The sequence below is a fragment of the Pseudomonas sp. HS6-2 genome (genome assembly GCF_049325675.2).
Lineage (GTDB): Bacteria > Pseudomonadota > Gammaproteobacteria > Pseudomonadales > Pseudomonadaceae > Aquipseudomonas > Aquipseudomonas putida_N.
Genome location: NZ_CM143906.1, coordinates 1,242,655 through 1,258,209 on the forward strand (window position 1 = coordinate 1,242,655; position 15,555 = coordinate 1,258,209).

At 64.6% G+C, this 15,555-nt stretch carries 13 protein-coding genes; 8 read left to right on the forward strand and 5 right to left on the reverse strand.

The genetic code is table 11. From position 1 onward, the window contains the following. Positions 1 to 467 precede the first annotated feature (467 nt). Positions 468 to 1,574: an NADH:flavin oxidoreductase/NADH oxidase gene (locus tag ACOKS3_RS05720; RefSeq protein ID WP_103445449.1), complete on the forward strand. Its 1,107-nt coding sequence runs from the start codon at positions 468 to 470 to the stop codon at positions 1,572 to 1,574. Positions 1,575 to 1,687: 113 nt separating this feature from the next. Here the strand turns inward: ACOKS3_RS05720 and ACOKS3_RS05725 are convergent, their stop codons facing one another. The 5 genes from ACOKS3_RS05725 to ydcS all read right to left on the reverse strand — a co-directional run bounded on the left by ACOKS3_RS05725 (position 1,688) and on the right by ydcS (position 7,154). Further along, positions 1,688 to 3,112 carry a gamma-aminobutyraldehyde dehydrogenase gene (locus ACOKS3_RS05725; RefSeq protein WP_103445448.1) on the reverse strand — a complete coding sequence of 475 codons (1,425 nt, stop codon included), beginning with the start codon at positions 3,110 to 3,112 and terminating at the stop codon, positions 1,688 to 1,690. 18 nt (positions 3,113 to 3,130) lie between these two features. Then, positions 3,131 to 3,937 (reverse strand): ABC transporter permease, encoded by an 807-nt coding sequence (locus tag ACOKS3_RS05730; protein ID WP_103445447.1) that lies wholly within the window; start codon positions 3,935 to 3,937, stop codon positions 3,131 to 3,133. Beyond that, positions 3,927 to 4,829, reverse strand: a complete 903-nt coding sequence (locus tag ACOKS3_RS05735; RefSeq protein WP_103445446.1) for an ABC transporter permease — start codon at positions 4,827 to 4,829, stop codon at positions 3,927 to 3,929. Before ACOKS3_RS05735 ends, ACOKS3_RS05730 begins: the two co-directional genes overlap by 11 nt. A gap of 1 nt (position 4,830) precedes the next feature. After that, positions 4,831 to 5,871 (reverse strand): ABC transporter ATP-binding protein, encoded by a 1,041-nt coding sequence (locus ACOKS3_RS05740; RefSeq protein WP_103445445.1) that lies wholly within the window; start codon positions 5,869 to 5,871, stop codon positions 4,831 to 4,833. A gap of 131 nt (positions 5,872 to 6,002) precedes the next feature. Then, complete coding sequence (ydcS, locus tag ACOKS3_RS05745; protein WP_103445444.1) at positions 6,003 to 7,154, reverse strand: putative ABC transporter substrate-binding protein YdcS; 1,152 nt, start codon at positions 7,152 to 7,154, stop codon at positions 6,003 to 6,005. A 216-nt stretch (positions 7,155 to 7,370) separates the two neighbouring features. On the opposite strand from ydcS, the gene ACOKS3_RS05750 reads away from it, so the two are divergent. The 7 genes from ACOKS3_RS05750 (at position 7,371) to cheB (ending at position 15,542) form a co-directional block, all read left to right on the forward strand. Continuing rightward, a complete protein-coding gene (locus ACOKS3_RS05750) occupies positions 7,371 to 8,057 on the forward strand; it encodes a tellurite resistance TerB family protein (RefSeq protein ID WP_103445443.1) in 687 nt (228 codons plus the stop codon). A gap of 128 nt (positions 8,058 to 8,185) precedes the next feature. Then, entirely contained in the window at positions 8,186 to 9,808 is a 1,623-nt protein-coding gene (locus tag ACOKS3_RS05755; RefSeq protein WP_103445442.1) for a methyl-accepting chemotaxis protein, read from the forward strand. Positions 9,809 to 9,813: 5 nt separating this feature from the next. Further along, positions 9,814 to 10,320 (forward strand): chemotaxis protein CheW, encoded by a 507-nt coding sequence (locus ACOKS3_RS05760; RefSeq protein ID WP_103445441.1) that lies wholly within the window; start codon positions 9,814 to 9,816, stop codon positions 10,318 to 10,320. Beyond that, positions 10,317 to 11,570 carry a CheR family methyltransferase gene (locus ACOKS3_RS05765; RefSeq protein WP_103445440.1) on the forward strand — a complete coding sequence of 418 codons (1,254 nt, stop codon included), beginning with the start codon at positions 10,317 to 10,319 and terminating at the stop codon, positions 11,568 to 11,570. The genes ACOKS3_RS05760 and ACOKS3_RS05765 overlap by 4 nt, the downstream gene beginning before the upstream one ends. Beyond that, positions 11,567 to 12,232: a chemotaxis protein CheW gene (locus tag ACOKS3_RS05770; protein ID WP_103445439.1), complete on the forward strand. Its 666-nt coding sequence runs from the start codon at positions 11,567 to 11,569 to the stop codon at positions 12,230 to 12,232. The genes ACOKS3_RS05765 and ACOKS3_RS05770 overlap by 4 nt, the downstream gene beginning before the upstream one ends. Next, complete coding sequence (locus tag ACOKS3_RS05775) at positions 12,229 to 14,532, forward strand: hybrid sensor histidine kinase/response regulator (protein WP_103445438.1); 2,304 nt, start codon at positions 12,229 to 12,231, stop codon at positions 14,530 to 14,532. Before ACOKS3_RS05770 ends, ACOKS3_RS05775 begins: the two co-directional genes overlap by 4 nt. Further along, positions 14,529 to 15,542 (forward strand): chemotaxis response regulator protein-glutamate methylesterase, encoded by a 1,014-nt coding sequence (gene cheB, locus ACOKS3_RS05780; RefSeq protein ID WP_103445437.1) that lies wholly within the window; start codon positions 14,529 to 14,531, stop codon positions 15,540 to 15,542. Before ACOKS3_RS05775 ends, cheB begins: the two co-directional genes overlap by 4 nt. The last annotated feature ends 13 nt before the right edge of the window (positions 15,543 to 15,555 follow it).

A 15,555-nucleotide genomic window follows, 5' to 3' on the forward strand; every position in this document is an offset into this window, starting at 1 on the left:
GACAAACCCGAAATGCTTTATGCGGGTTTCCACACCCGATCGCTGAACTGCCAGCGACCCAGAGGGGCTAAGTGGCAGCGTATTCAGGAACAATCAGACGCGTGTCGACAGGGCTTGTAGGATATTTTCCTTATTTATGCACCGCCAGTTCATATGTGTAGGAAACATCTGACGCGTGCGTCGGACCAGTCAGAAATTCCAGTGAACGGCGCTAAGAGGGCATTTGGAAGCGCGCTGAGGCCATAAAGTGCCTGCCTTGGATCTTGCAGGATTGCGGAAATCGAGCGCCGCCCGCGCGGCGCTCGATCTCACAGGCGCTGCAAACCTTTCGGCGAACACCTCGCCATCCCACTGAACCTTCCCCCCCACCAATCTGGTCTAGTCTGATTAATGACCGGCACCGGGCCAGGGATGTGCACTTGAGTGTCCGGGCCGGATCACCATTGGAGTCCTTGGGAGGTGCCCTCATGAGCCTGCTGCTCGAGCCTTACACCCTGCGTCAGCTGACGCTGCCCAACCGCATCGCGGTCTCGCCGATGTGCCAGTATTCCGCCATCGATGGCCTGGCCAACGATTGGCACCTTGTTCACTTGGGCAGCCGCGCCGTGGGTGGCGCTGGCCTGGTCATCAGCGAAGCCGTCGCGGTGACTGCCGATGGCCGCATCACAGCCGAAGACCTCGGCTTGTGGAACGACGACCAGATCGTCCCGTTACAGCGCATCACCCGTTTCATTACCGCGCAAGGTGCCATGCCGGGTATCCAGCTGGCCCACGCCGGGCGCAAGGCCAGTACCTATCGGCCATGGCTGGGCAAGCAGGGTAGTGTGAAGCTCGAAGACGGCGGCTGGGAGCCAGTGGGCCCGTCGAAGATCGCCTTCGACCCGCAGCATACACCGCCACGCGAGTTGAGCAAGGAGGAGATCCAGGACGTGATCAATGCCTTCGTCGCTTCGACCGAGCGGGCGCTCAAGGCCGGCTTCAAGGTGGTCGAGATCCACGCCGCCCATGGTTATCTGCTGCACCAGTTTCTTTCACCGCTGAGCAACCAGCGCCGTGACGAATACGGCAGTTGCTTCGAAAACCGTATTCGCCTGACCCTGCAGGTGGTGGAGGCCGTGCGCAAGGTCTGGCCGGCCGAATTGCCGCTGTTCGTGCGGGTATCGGCGACCGACTGGGTCGAGGACGGCTGGAACCCTGATGAAACCGTCGAACTGGCTCGTCGGCTGCGGGTGTTGGGTGTTGACCTTATCGACGTGTCCTCCGGCGGCACTTCGGTCAACGCCGAAATCCCCACCGGCCCCGGTTACCAGACTCGCTTTGCAGAGCGCGTGCGCAAGGAAGCAGAGATCGCCACTGGCACCGTCGGCATGATCACCGAACCTGCCCAGGCCGAGCATATTCTGCGCACCGGGCAGGCTGATGTGATCTTCCTGGCCCGGGAGCTGCTGCGCGATCCTTACTGGCCGTTGCATGCTGATGATGATCTGGGTGGTAACAAAGCCACTTGGCCTGCGCAGTATCAACGGGCGACCAGCCGGGCCAACCCGATTCATGAGTCGGATCTGCGAGATTAGAAAAGTTTAGGGCATGGCGACAGCCGTGCGGTATGGCGGAGATCGAGCGCCGCGCGGGCGGCGCTCGATATCACAGGCGCTGAACAACTATCGGCATACCCACCAGCCCCACCTCAATGCTTGATCATCACATGCCGCACACAGGTGTAGTCCTCCAGCCCATACATCGACATATCTTTCCCATACCCCGAATGCTTCTGTCCGCCATGGGGCATTTCGCTGACCAGCATGAAGTGGGTATTGACCCAGGTGCAGCCATACTGCAACCGCGCCGCGAGGCGGTGGGCGCGGCCGGTGTCGCGGGTCCAGACCGATGATGCCAGGCCATATTCGGAATCGTTGGCCCATTCCAGCGCCTGCTCTTCGGTGTTGAAGCGGGTTACGGACACCACCGGGCCGAACACCTCGTTGCGCACGATCTCGTCATCCTGCAACGCATCGGCCAGCACGGTCGGTTCGAAGAAGAAGCCATCCCCTGCAATCACCTTGCCGCCCGTTACCAGGCGGATGTGCGGCTGGGCGATGGCGCGCTGGACCAGGCCGGCCACCTTGTCGCGGTGTTGGGCGCTGATCAGCGGGCCGAGCTCAGTGTCTTCGGCATCCTGCAGGCCGGCCTTGAGGCTGGAAACGGCCTTGCCCAGGCGCTCGACGAAGCGGTCGTAGATACCCGCTTGCACATACAGGCGACAGGCTGCAGTGCAGTCCTGGCCCGCGTTGTAGAAGCCGAACGTGCGGATGCCGTCGATGGCCGCGTCGATATCGGCGTCATCGAACACCAGTACCGGCGCCTTGCCGCCCAGTTCCATGTGCATGCGTTTCACGCTGCTGGCGGTGGCGCCGATGATGTGCGCGCCGGTGGGAATTGAGCCGGTCAGCGAGACCATGCGTACCTTGGGATGGGTGACCAGTGGGTTGCCCACCGTCTGCCCGCGGCCGAACAGGATGTTGAGCACGCCGGGCGGCAACAGGCCCTTGGCCAGCTCGCCCAGGCGCAGGGCGGTCAGCGGTGTCAGTTCGGACGGCTTGATGACCACGGTGTTGCCGGCCGCCAAGGCGGGGGCGACCTTCCACGCCAGCATCATCAGCGGGTAGTTCCACGGCGCGATCGAGGCCACCACGCCCAGTGGGTCGCGGCGGATCATCGAGGTATGGCCCGGCAGGTATTCACCTGCCGCCGAACCACCGAGGCAGCGGGCGGCCCCGGCGAAGTAACGGAACACGTCGGCGATGGCCGGGATTTCGTCGTTCAGGGCAGCGGCGAACGGCTTGCCGCAGTTCTGCGATTCCAGCCGGGCGAGTTCATCGCCATGGGCTTCGATGACATCGGCCAAGGCCAGCAGCGCCAGCGAGCGCTCCTTGGGGCTGGTCTGGGACCAACTGTCGAAGGCCTGGTCGGCGGCACGCACGGCGGTATCGACCTGGGCCTCTGTGGCTTCGTTGATCTGCGCCAGGGCGCTGCCTTCGGCCGGGTTGAGCACAGTCCAGGTCGGGCCATCGCCCGCGACCAACTTACCGTTGATCAGCATTCGGGTTTGCATGGAGGGACTCCTTGAGGGTCATTTGCCGCTGCCCGCAACGCTTTCGCCGCCACGGGTCAGGTAATAGGCGCCGAGAATCGGCAACATGGTCACCAGCATCACCAGCATGGCGACCACGTTGGTCACCGGCACGTCGCGCGGGCGGCTGAGTTGGTTGAGCAGCCAGATCGGCAGGGTGCGCTCGTGGCCGGCGGTGAAGGTGGTGACGATGATCTCGTCGAACGACAGGGCGAACGCCAGCATGCCGCCCGCCAGCAGGGCCGAGCCGAGGTTGGGCAGGATGATGAAGCGAAAGGTCTGCCAGCCGTCGGCACCGAGGTCCATGGACGCCTCGATCAGGCTCTGCGAGGTGCGCCGCAGGCGGGCGATCACGTTGTTGTAGACGATCACCACGCAGAACGTGGCGTGGCCTATCACGATGGTAAACACGCCGGGCTCTATCCCCAGTCGCTTGAATGCCGAGAGCAGGGCGATGCCGGTGATGATGCCGGGCAGGGCGATTGGCAGGATCAGCATCAGCGAGATGCTCTCCTTGCCGAAGAAACTGCGCCGGTACAGCGCCGCCGAGGCCAGGGTGCCGAGCACCAGTGCGATCAGCGTGGCCAGGCAGGCCACCTGCAGCGACAGCTTGATGGCTTCGAGCACGTCGGGGCGGGCGAAGGCCACGGCGAACCAGTTGAGGGTGAAGCCCTTGGGCGGGAAGCTGAATGCTGCGTCTTCGGTATTGAAGGCGTACAGGAAGATGATCAGGATCGGGAAGTGCAGGAACAGCAACCCGCCCCAGGCCGCCAGGCGCAGGCCGACAGACGCTTTTTCAGAGTGCATCGAAAGCCCCCAGGCGCTTGACGATGGACAGGTACACCGCGATCAGCACGATCGGTACCAGCGTGAACGCCGCCGCCATCGGCATGTTGCCGATCGCCCCTTGCTGGGCATAGACCATGCTGCCGATGAAATAGCCCGGCGGGCCGACCAGTTGCGGCACGATGAAGTCGCCCAGAGTCAGCGAGAAGGTGAAGATCGAGCCGGCGGCAATGCCGGGGATCGACAGCGGCAGGATCACCTGCAGGAACGTTTGCCCAGGCCGGGCCCCCAGGTCTGCCGAAGCCTGCAGCAACGATGGCGGCAGGCGCTCCAGCGAGGCCTGGATCGGCAGGATCATGAACGGCAGCCAGATGTACACGAACACCATGAAGCGCCCCAGGTGCGAGGTCGACAACGTGCTGCCGCCAACCCCTGGCACTGCCAGCACGGCCTGCAGCAGGGCATCCAGGTGCAGCTGCTGGACGAACCACTGGGCCACGCCGCCCTTGGCCAGCAGCAGGGTCCAGGCGTAGGTCTTGACGATGTAGCTGGCCCACATCGGCATCATCACCGCGATGTAGAAGAACGCCTTGGTCTTGCCGCTGGTGTAGCGCGCCATGTAGTAGGCGATCGGGAAGGCCAGCACCGCGCTGGCCAGCGATACCGCCACGGCCATGGCCAGGGTGCGCAGAATGATGTCGAAGTTGGACGGGTTGAACAGCGCGGCAAAGTTGCCCAGGGTCAGATCCGGGGTGACCGCCATGGTGAAGTCGTCGAAGGTGTAGAAACCTTGCCACAGCAAGCTGAGCAACGAGCCCAGGTAGATGGCGCCGAACCAGGTCAGCGGCGGGATCAGCAGCAGTGCCAGGTAGAGGTTGGGGCGCCGGTACAGCAGGTCGGATACGCGGCGCATGTCAGCGGGCCTCGGCCAGGACGGTTTCCTGCAGCGCGGTCATCGCTTCGCGTGGCCAGCGCACCTGCACCTGCTGGCCGGCTTGCCAGGGTTGAGGCTGCTCCTGCCAGCGGTCATTGGCGTGGCTCACAGCCAGTAGCTGGCCGCTGGCCAACTGGACTTCATAGCGGGTGGCGCTGCCCTGGTACTGGATGTCACGCAGCAGGCCGCTGAGCTGGACGTCTTGCGCCTGGCCGGCTTGATCCACCAGGCGGATATGCTCGGGGCGGATGGAAAAAGGCGAGCGATTGCCGCTGAGCTGTTCTGCGAGGTCACCGCGGATGACGTTGGAGGTGCCCACGAATTCGGCGACGAACGTGGTCGCGGGCTTCATGTACAAGTTGCGTGGCGTGTCCACCTGTTCGATGCGCCCACGGTTGAACACCGCCACCCGGTCCGACATCGACAGTGCTTCGGTCTGGTCATGGGTGACGAAGATGAAGGTGATGCCCAGCTGGCGTTGCAGCTTTTTCAATTCGCCCTGCATCTGTTCGCGCAGCTTCAGGTCGAGTGCACCCAGTGGCTCGTCGAGCAGCAGCACCCGTGGCCGGTTGACCAGGGCGCGGGCCAGGGCCACGCGCTGGCGCTGGCCGCCGGAGAGTTGCGCCGGTTTGCGTTCGCCGTAGCCGGCCAGGGCGACCATGGCCAGCGCTTCTTCGGCGCGGGCCTGGCGTTCGGCCTTGGCCACGCCCTTGACCTTGAGGCCGTAGGCGATGTTGTCGCGCACGTTCATGTGGGGGAACAGCGCGTAGTCCTGGAACACGGTGTTGACGTCACGTTGGTACGGCGGCACGCCAGCGGCTTCGACGCCGTGGATACGGATCGAGCCGCTGTTCGGTTGCTCGAAGCCGGCGATCAGGCGCAGGCAGGTGGTCTTGCCCGAGCCGGAGGGGCCGAGCATGGAGAAGAATTCGCCGTCATCGATGTCGATGCTGACCTGGTCGACGGCCTTGACCTCGCCGAAGGTGCGGGAAACCTGGGTGAACTGGACGGCTAGGGGCATGCGTGGGCTCCGAACAATATCTGTCTCCTGTTCGGGCCTCTTCGCGGGGCAAGCCCGCTCCTACAGGTATCGTGTGCCCCTGTAGGAGCGGGCTTGCCCCGCGAAAGGGCCCTGACAGGCTTAAACCGAACTCAGCGCCCGCCCATGATCGCGATGTAATCCTGGGTCCAGCGGCTATAGGGCACGAACTTGCCGCCCTGGGCCTGTGGGGTCTTCCAGAAGGCGATCTTGTCGAAGTTGTCGAAGCCGTTGGTCTTGCACCCTTCAGCCCCCAGCAGCTCACTGCCGGTGCAGGCTGCCGGCACGGCTGGCAACGAGCCGAACCAGGCCGCGACATCGCCCTGTACCTTGGGTTGCAGCGACCAGTCCATCCACTTGTAGGCGCAATTGGGGTGCTTGGCCTCGCTGTGCAGCATGGTGGTGTCGGCCCAGCCGGTGGCGCCTTCCTTGGGAATGGTCGAGGCCACCGGCTGGTTCTCGGCCTTCAGGCCATTGACCATGTAGCCCCACGAACTGGAGGCGACCACGCCTTCGTTCTTCACGTCGCTCATCTGCACTGTGGCGTCGTGCCAGTAACGGTGGATCAGCGGTTGTTGCTGGCGCAGCAGGTCGAGCACGGCCTTGTACTGAGCTTCATTGAGTTCGTACGGGTCCTTGATGCCCAACTCGGGTTTGGCCGACTTCAGGTACAGCGCTGCATCGGCGATGTAGATCGGCCCGTCATACGCCTGCACGCGGCCCTTGTTCGGCTTGCCATCGGGCAGGTCCTGCGGCTCGAACACCACATTCCAGCTGGTCGGTGCCTGCTTGAAGGTATTGGTGTTGTACAGCAGCACATTCGGGCCCCACTGGTACGGCGTGCCGTACACCTGTTTGTCGACCACGTACCAGCCGCCGTTCTGCAGGCGCGGATCGATGTTCTTCCAGTTGGGGATCAGCGCAGTGTTGATGGGTTGCACGCGCTTGCCGGCGATCAGGCGCAGCGAGGCGTCACCGGACGCGGTGACCAGGTCGTAACCACCCTTGGTCATCAGGCTGACCATTTCATCGGAGGTGGCAGCGGTCTTGACGCTGACCTTGCAGCCGGTTTCCTTCTCGAAGCCCGTGACCCAGTCGTAGGCTTTGTCGCTTTCACCGCGCTCGATATAGCCGGGCCAGGCGACGATATCCAGCCGGCCTTCGCCGGCGCCCAGGGCCTTGGGCAACTCGGCGGCCTGCAGGCCGGCGCTGGCCAGCAGCGCGCCGCTCACGGCGCCGAGCAATGCGGTCTTGTGCACTGACATGGTGTTCCCTCTTCTTGGAGATCTTGGTCGGGGCAGTCGTCAAGCAAGCAGTGAAGCGATGGTTATAAGCGTAGTCGCCTGTGCAAGTGGTTGGCGATGACGAGTCTAGTTGGCTTTTTGCCAGCTAACGCAACATCCGGAAGCAAATCCTAGTGTGGCGTGCAGGGTGGCAGGCCTTACTCTGGGCGCTCCTTTCCGTACCGTGGAGACATGCGCATGAACACCCGGGGCCTGCTCGACCAACTGCTCAAATCCGGCCAGGAACTGCTCAACAAGCCTGCTGCTGCGGGCAAATCGTCCGCTGGCGCTGGTGGGTTAGGCAGCCTGCTATCCGGAGCTGGGGGAGGCGCCTTGGGGGCAGGGGCACTGGGCCTGCTGCTGGGCAGCAAGAAGGCCCGCAAGTATGGCGGCAAGGTGCTCACCTACGGTGGCCTGGCCGCGCTCGGCGTGCTGGCCTACAAGGCCTATGGCAATTGGCAGGCGAGCCAGGGCGCAGGGCAGGGCTCCGAGCCGCAGACCCTCGACCGCCTGCCGCCAGCCCAGGCCGAGCAGCACAGCCAGGCGGTGCTCCGCGCACTGGTGGCGGCGGCCAAGTCCGATGGCCATATCGACGACCGCGAGCGGGCCCTGATCGAAGGTGAGTTCACCCGCCTGGACAGCGACCGTGACCTGCAGCACTGGTTGCACGATGAGCTGAACAAGCCGCTGGACCCGGCCGAAGTCGCCCGCGCCGCGCAAACGCCAGAGATGGCTGCCGAGATGTACCTGGCCAGCGTGATGATGGTCGATCAGGAGAACTTCATGGAGCGCGCCTACCTCGACGAACTGGCCCGTCAGTTGCGCCTCGAACCGGCCCTGCGGCAGGAACTGGAGAGCCAGGTACGGCTTGCCGCAGGTCAATGAACTTGAAAATGGCCTGTCCGTCAGGGATAGAGGCCTGAATACCTCGCATTTCAGCCGCAAAAGCGTAGGAAGCCTGGGCTATACTTCGGCGATTTTTCCCGCTCGTTAAGAATTCCTGAGGGCTGAATGTGAAGAACTGGACCTTGCGCCAACGGATCCTGGCAAGTTTCGCCGTGATCATCGCCATCATGCTGCTGATGATCGTAGCCGCCTACTCGCGGCTGGTGACGATCGAAAGTGCCGAGGAAGCGGTGGGGTCAGACAGCATTCCAGGGGTCTACTACAGCTCGATGATCCGGAGCGCCTGGGTCGACAGCTACGTCACCAGCCAGCAACTGGTGGGCCTGTCGAACCGCCGCGAAATCACCACGGCTGACATGGAGTTGTTCAAGAGCTTCGATGATCGCCTGAAGCAGTACATGGCCAGTTATCAGGGCACTATTCAGGACCCTGAAGACCAGGAACGTTTCGATACCTTCGTCAAGCTCGAGGAAACCTACCTCAAGGTCGTCGGCCAGGTGCTCGATGCCTATCGTCAGCACAATTACACTGAAGCCGAGCGGTTGATCGGCGAGGTGCTTACACCGGCCTGGACCGAAGGGCGCAAGCACCTGAACACGGTGATCGAGCACAACCGAGAATCTGCAGAAGCAGCGACCCATGAAATTGTCTCTGCCGTGAGCACTGCCAAGGGCAGCATGATGGTCTCGCTGCTGCTGGCGATCGTGGCCGCCGGTATCTGTGGCTTGCTGTTGATGCGCGCCATTACCGCACCGGTACAACGCGTGGTGCATGCCCTCGACAAACTGCGTTCGGGTGACCTGAGCATGCGCCTGAGCCTGGACCGCAAGGATGAATTCGGCGCCATCGAAAGCGGCTTCAACGAAATGGCCGAGGCCCTGGCCAACCTGGTGGCCCAGGCACAGCGCTCGTCGGTTCAGGTAACCACGTCGGTCACCGAGATTGCCGCCACCTCCAAGCAGCAGCAGGCCACCGCCACCGAAACGGCCGCCACCACTACCGAGATCGGCGCCACCTCGCGTGAAATCGCCGCCACCTCGCGCGACCTGGTGCGCACCATGACCGAGGTCACCAGCGCCGCCGACCAGGCCTCGAGTCTGGCCGGCTCCGGCCAGCAGGGCCTGGCGCGCATGGAAGAGACCATGCACCAGGTGATGGGCGCCGCCGACCTGGTCAACGCCAAGCTGGGGATCCTCAACGAGAAGGCCAGCAACATCACGCAGATGGTGGTGACCATCGTCAAGGTGGCCGACCAGACCAACCTGCTCTCGCTCAATGCCGCCATCGAGGCGGAGAAGGCCGGTGAATATGGCCGCGGTTTTGCCGTGGTCGCCACCGAGGTGCGACGCCTGGCCGACCAGACGGCCGTGGCTACCTACGACATCGAGCAGATGGTGCGCGAGATCCAGTCGGCGGTGTCGGCGGGGGTCATGGGCATGGACAAGTTCTCTGAAGAAGTGCGCCGCGGCATGTTCGAGGTGCAGCAAGTCGGCGAGCAGCTGAGCCAGATCATTCACCAGGTCCAGGCCCTGGCGCCGCGGGTGCTGATGGTCAACGAGGGCATGCAGGCCCAGGCCACCGGTGCCGAGCAGATCAACCAGGCGCTGGCCCAGCTCAGCGATGCCAGCACCCAGACGGTGGAGTCGCTGCGCCAGGCCAGCTTCGCCATCGATGAGTTGAGCCAGGTGGCAGCCGGCCTGCGCGGTGGTGTATCGCGCTTCAAAGTCTGATCGCCGTGACCGACCTGCATTCCTACCCGGCAGCGGTGGCCAGCGCCAAGGGCACGCTGTACCTGCAGTTTCGCCTCAACCAGCAGCGCTTTGCCCTGGACGTGCGCGAAGTGATCGAGGTGCTGCCGCGACGTCCGCTGAAACCGATTGCCCAGGCGCCGAGCTGGGTGGCCGGCATCCTCGCGCATCGCGGTGTCCTGGTGCCGGTGGTCGACCTGAGCGCGCTGAGCTTTGCCCGGCCGGCCGCCGAGCGCACCAGCACGCGCCTGGTGCTGGTGCGATACCGTGACGAAAAGGTGCTGGGCTTGATCCTCGAACAAGCCACCGAAACCCTGCGCTGCATGCCGGAGGAGTTCCAGTCCTACGGCCTGGACAACGGCGAAGCGCCTTACCTGGGCCCGGTCCGCGAGGACGCCCAGGGCCTGCTGCAACGGATCGAGGTGGATGACCTGCTGTCAGACGCCGTCCGCGAACTGCTGTTCCCGCAACCGTCAGGGCAGGTGGCGCCATGAGCGAGCGACGTTTCTTCCGCTACCTGCAGGAACGTATCGGCCTGGATGTCGAGTCGGTAGGCGTGCCAATGGTGGAGCGGGCCTTGCGTCAGCGCTGTGTTGCAGTAGGTGCCGCCCATCTGGATGACTACTGGATCCGTCTGCAGCGATCGCCGGATGAGCAACTGGCGCTGATCGAGGCTGTGATCGTTCCGGAAACCTGGTTCTTCCGCTACCCGGAGTCGTTCACCGCGCTGGTCGGCCTGGCCCAGAAGCGCTTGGCCGAGCTGGCCGGAGAGCGGCCGTTGCGCCTGCTCAGCTTGCCGTGCTCCACCGGCGAGGAGCCATACTCGCTGGCCATGGCCTTGCTCGATGCGGGTATGAGCCCAGCCGATTTCCGCATCGACGGTATCGATATCAGCCCTAGCTCGGTGGCCAAGGGCATACAGGGCGTCTACGGGCGCAACTCGTTCCGCGGCACCGAACTTGCGTTTCGCGACCGGCATTTCCTTGAGGGAGAGGACGGCCACACGCTGGATGAACGGGTACGCCAGCAGGTGAACCTGGAAGTGGGCAATGTGCTCGACCCGGCGCTGGCCTGCCGCAACGGCCTGTACGATTTCGTGTTCTGCCGCAACCTGCTGATTTATTTCGATGTGCCGACCCAGCAGCGTGTGTTCGAGGTGCTCAAGCGCCTGGCACAGCCCCAGGGCGTGCTGTTCATCGGCCCTGCCGAAGGCAGCCTGCTGGCGCGGTTGGGCATGCGGCCGCTGGGCATTGCCCAGTCGTTTGCCTACGTTCGTCAACCCGCCGATGTGCCGGTTGTGCCCGTCCAGCCACCACGGCAGTTGCCCACTGCGGTGGCTCCGAGTCGCCCGCGGCCTGCAACTGTGCCTCCAGCGCGGCCCCTGCGCGTGGTGCCACCTGCCGCTCCGGCAGCCGAACCGCGAGAGAGCGAAAGCGAGTTGCTGGCCAGCATCGCGCGCCAGGCCAATGCTGGCGACAGTGCCCAGGCCCGCGCCAGTTGCCAGCGCTACCTGCGCCAGTTCGCGCCCAAGGCCCAGGTCTACTACTGGCTGGGGCTGCTAAGCGACACGGAAGGTGATGCTCAGCAGGCGTTGAGCCTTTACCGCAAGGCGCTGTATCTGGAGCCTCAGCATCCTGAGGCACTGTTGCACCTGGCCACGTTGCTGGCGGCCCAAGGTGACGAAGCCGGTGCCCGCCGCCTGCAGGAACGTGCGGCACGTGCTGGCCGGGAGTCTGAACGATGAAAGCCGAACACGCGATCGAGCTGCTGGCCAATGACGATGAGCGTATCGACGACTGCTGGAACCGTATTGGCGTACACGGCAGCAAGGACTGCCCGTTGCTGGAGCGGCATATCCATTGTCGCAACTGCGAAGTCTACGCAGCGGCGGCCACGCGCTTGCTCGACCGCTATGCGCTGATCGAAGCGGACCTGACGCACGAGACCGCCCCCGTCGAAACCTCGGCCGGGCGTTCGCTGCTGCTGTTCCGCCTGGGCGAGGAGTGGCTGGCCCTGGCCACTGCCTGCCTGGCCGAGATTGCCCCTCTGCAACCGGTGCATTCGTTGCCGCATCAGCGTTCCCGGGTACTGCAAGGGGTCGCCAATGTGCGCGGGGCGCTGGTGCCGTGCCTGTCGCTGGGCGACCTGCTGGGCGTGGAGCGTTTGTCCGAGCAGGCGCGCAGCGGTCGGGCGATGCCACGCATGCTGATCCTGGCAGCGTCGGGCGGGCCAGTGGTCATGGCGGTGGACGAGATTGATGGCATTCACCGCCTCGATGCCCCCTTGCAGGGTGCTGGCGAGGATGCCGCACCGTTCACCGCTGCGGTCTTGCAATGGCGGGGGCGCAGTGTGCGGGTACTGGACGATCAACACTTACTGTCTGCCGTGCAGCGGAGCCTGTCATGACCCCAGAGCAAATGCGCGACGCATCGCTGCTCGAACTGTTCAGCCTGGAGGCCGAGGCGCAGACCCAGGTGCTCAGTACCGGGCTGATGGCACTGGAGCGCAACCCGACCCAGGCCGACCAGCTGGAAGCCTGCATGCGTGCGGCACATTCGTTGAAAGGTGCGGCGCGCATCGTCGGCATCGATGCCGGGGTCAGTGTCGCCCATGTCATGGAAGATTGCCTGGTGGCGGCCCAGGAAGGCCGGCTGCTGTTGCGCGCCGAACACATCGATGCATTGCTGCGCGGCACCGACTTGCTGATGCACATCGCCACGCCCGGCGATCCGAATGGCGAGGCATTGGTGCCGGCGTTCCTGGCGCAGATGGCTGGCCTGCTCGACCCCGCTGCCACGCCTGTACCGCCCGCTGCCGCGCCCATACCCGCAGCGGTTGCGCTCGAACCAGCGTTGCCCGTGGTCCCGCCAGCCAAGCCTGAACCGATGGCGCCGGCCGTGGAAGCCGAAGTCGAACCTGCCGCGCCACGCAAGGCCGGCAAGCGCGCGGGCGAAGGCAGCGAGCGGGTCTTGCGGGTGACTGCCGACCGCCTGAACAGCCTGCTCGACCTGTCGAGCAAGTCGTTGGTCGAGACCCAGCGCCTGAAGCCTTACCTGGCCACCTTGCAGCGCCTCAAGCGCATGCATGGCCAGGGCATGCGGGCCCTCGACGGCCTGAAAACGCAGCTAGAAGACAGTGGTCAGAGCCCTGAAGTGCTGGATGCCCTGGCCCAGACCCAGCGCCTGCTGCTCGAAACCCAGCAGATCCTGCAGCAGCAGGCCGCCGACCTCGACGAGTTTGGCTGGCAGGCTAGCCAGCGGGCCCAGTTGCTCTATGACACGGCATTGGCCTGTCGCATGCGCCCGTTTGCCGACGTGCTCACCGGCCAGAGCCGCATGGTTCGCGACCTCGGGCGTTCGCTCGGCAAGCAGGTGCAACTGCAGATCGAAGGCGAGAAGACCCAGGTCGATCGCGATGTGCTGGAAAAGCTCGAAGCGCCGTTGACCCACTTGCTGCGCAATGCCGTCGACCATGGCATCGAACTGCCCGAGCGGCGCCTGCTGGCGGGCAAGCCGGCGGAAGGCACGATCCGCCTGCGCGCCTCGCACCAGGCCGGGCTGCTGATGCTTGAGCTGAGCGATGACGGCGCTGGCATCGACCTTGAGCGCCTCAAGCGCAACATCGTCGAGCGCGGCCTGTCGCCGGCCGACACCGTGGCGCAGATGAGTGAGGCCGAGCTGCTGACGTTCCTGTTCCTGCCAGGCTTCAGCCTGCGCGACAAGGTCACCGAAGTGTCTGGCCGTGGTGTTGGCCTGGATGCGGTGCAGCATATGGTCCGCAACCTGCGCGGTTCGATCGAGCTGACCCAGGTGCCCGGTCAGGGCTGCCGCTTCCACCTGGAGGTGCCGCTGACCCTGTCGGTGGTGCGCAGCCTGGTGGTCGAAGTGGGCGGTGAGGCCTATGCGTTCCCGCTGGCGCATATCGAGCGCACCCTCGAGGTGGCCGCCGATGACATCGTGCAGATCGAAGGCCGCCAGCACTTCTGGCACGAAGGCCGGCATATTGGCCTGGTGGCTGCCAGCCAGTTGCTCAACCGGCCGGCAGGGCAGGGTGAGGCCAACAGCCTGCGGGTAGTGGTGATCCGCGAGCGTGAGCAGCTGTACGGGGTGGCGGTGGAGCGCCTGGTTGGTGAGCGCGTGCTGGTAGTGATGCCGCTTGATCCGCGTCTGGGCAAGGTCCAGGACATCTCCGCTGGGGCCCTGCTGGACGACGGCTCGGTGGTGCTGATCATCGACGTCGAAGACTTGCTGCGCTCGGTCGAGAAGCTGCTCAGCACCGGCCGCCTGGAGCGTATTGAGCGCGGTACGCAAGGGTCGCGAGGGGCGAGCCGCAAGCGCATCCTGGTGGTCGACGATTCCCTCACCGTGCGCGAACTGCAACGCAAGCTGCTGAGCAATCGTGGCTACGAGGTGGCAGTAGCGGTGGACGGCATGGACGGCTGGAACGCCCTGCGCAGCGAGGACTTCGACCTGCTGATCACCGACATCGACATGCCGCGCATGGATGGCATCGAGCTGGTCACCCTGGTGCGCCGCGACCAACGGTTGCAGTCGCTGCCGGTGATGGTGGTGTCTTACAAGGACCGTGAAGAAGATCGCCGACGTGGCCTGGACGCTGGAGCCGACTACTATTTGGCAAAGGCCAGCTTCCACGATGATGCGTTGCTGGATGCCGTGGTGGAACTGATCGGAGGTGCTCAGGGATGAAGGTCGCCATCGTCAATGATATGCCCATGGCAGTAGAGGCGTTGCGCCGGGCCCTGGCCTTCGAGCCCGCACACCAGGTGATCTGGGTGGCCAGCAATGGCGCCGAAGCCGTGCGCATGTGCGCCGAGGACACTCCCGACCTGATTCTCATGGACCTGATCATGCCGGTGATGGATGGCGTCGAGGCGACCCGGCGGATCATGGCCGAAACGCCTTGTGCCATCGTCATCGTCACGGTCGACCGCAAGCAGAACGTGCACCGGGTGTTCGAGGCCATGGGCCATGGCGCCCTGGATGTGGTGGACACCCCCGCGCTGGGCGCGGGGGACGCCCGTGAGGCAGCGGCGCCGCTGCTGCGCAAGATCCTCAACATCGGCTGGTTGATCGGCCAGCAGCGGCCGGGTGCGAGCAAGCCGCTCGCCGCCCCCCTGCGCGAGGCCTCGCAGCGCAGCGGCCTGGTAGCCATAGGCTCGTCCGCTGGCGGCCCTGCCGCGCTTGAAGTGCTGCTCAAAGGCCTGCCGCGCGGCTTTCCAGCCTCTATCGTACTGGTCCAGCATGTTGACCAAGTGTTTGCGGCCGGCATGGCCGAGTGGCTCGCCAGCGCCTGCGGCCTGCCGGTGCGCCTGGCCCGCGAAGGCGAGCCGCCACAACCCGGGCAGGTGTTGCTGGCCGGTACCAATCACCATATCCGCCTGCTGCAGAGTGGCCAGTTGGCCTACACTGCCGAACCCGTCAACGAAATCTACCGGCCCTCGATCGACGTGTTCTTCGAGAGCGTGGCGCGTTACTGGAATGGCGACGCGGTGGGCGTGCTGCTTACCGGCATGGGGCGCGATGGTGCCCAGGGCCTGAAGCTGATGCGCCAGCAGGGCTATCTGACGATTGCCCAGGACCAGTCCAGCAGTGCGGTGTACGGCATGCCCAAGGCCGCTGCGGCAATCGATGCAGCGGTAGAAATCCGCCCGCTTGAGCGAATTGCCGGGCGCTTGATGGAAATCTTTGCAGAATGACGACATGTATAGA

Excerpts from the sequence above, each read along its gene's own strand:
- ACOKS3_RS05720 (WP_103445449.1), top strand. The coding sequence starts at position 468 with ATGAGCCTGCTGCTCGAGCCTTACACCCTGCGTCAGCTGACGCTGCCC.
- ACOKS3_RS05725 (WP_103445448.1), bottom strand. The coding sequence starts at position 3,112 with ATGCAAACCCGAATGCTGATCAACGGTAAGTTGGTCGCGGGCGATGGC.
- ACOKS3_RS05730 (WP_103445447.1), bottom strand. The coding sequence starts at position 3,937 with ATGCACTCTGAAAAAGCGTCTGTCGGCCTGCGCCTGGCGGCCTGGGGC.
- ACOKS3_RS05735 (WP_103445446.1), bottom strand. The coding sequence starts at position 4,829 with ATGCGCCGCGTATCCGACCTGCTGTACCGGCGCCCCAACCTCTACCTG.
- ACOKS3_RS05740 (WP_103445445.1), bottom strand. The coding sequence starts at position 5,871 with ATGCCCCTAGCCGTCCAGTTCACCCAGGTTTCCCGCACCTTCGGCGAG.
- ydcS (WP_103445444.1), bottom strand. The coding sequence starts at position 7,154 with ATGTCAGTGCACAAGACCGCATTGCTCGGCGCCGTGAGCGGCGCGCTG.
- ACOKS3_RS05750 (WP_103445443.1), top strand. The coding sequence starts at position 7,371 with ATGAACACCCGGGGCCTGCTCGACCAACTGCTCAAATCCGGCCAGGAA.
- ACOKS3_RS05765 (WP_103445440.1), top strand. The coding sequence starts at position 10,317 with ATGAGCGAGCGACGTTTCTTCCGCTACCTGCAGGAACGTATCGGCCTG.
- ACOKS3_RS05770 (WP_103445439.1), top strand. The coding sequence starts at position 11,567 with ATGAAAGCCGAACACGCGATCGAGCTGCTGGCCAATGACGATGAGCGT.
- ACOKS3_RS05775 (WP_103445438.1), top strand. The coding sequence starts at position 12,229 with ATGACCCCAGAGCAAATGCGCGACGCATCGCTGCTCGAACTGTTCAGC.
- cheB (WP_103445437.1), top strand. The coding sequence starts at position 14,529 with ATGAAGGTCGCCATCGTCAATGATATGCCCATGGCAGTAGAGGCGTTG.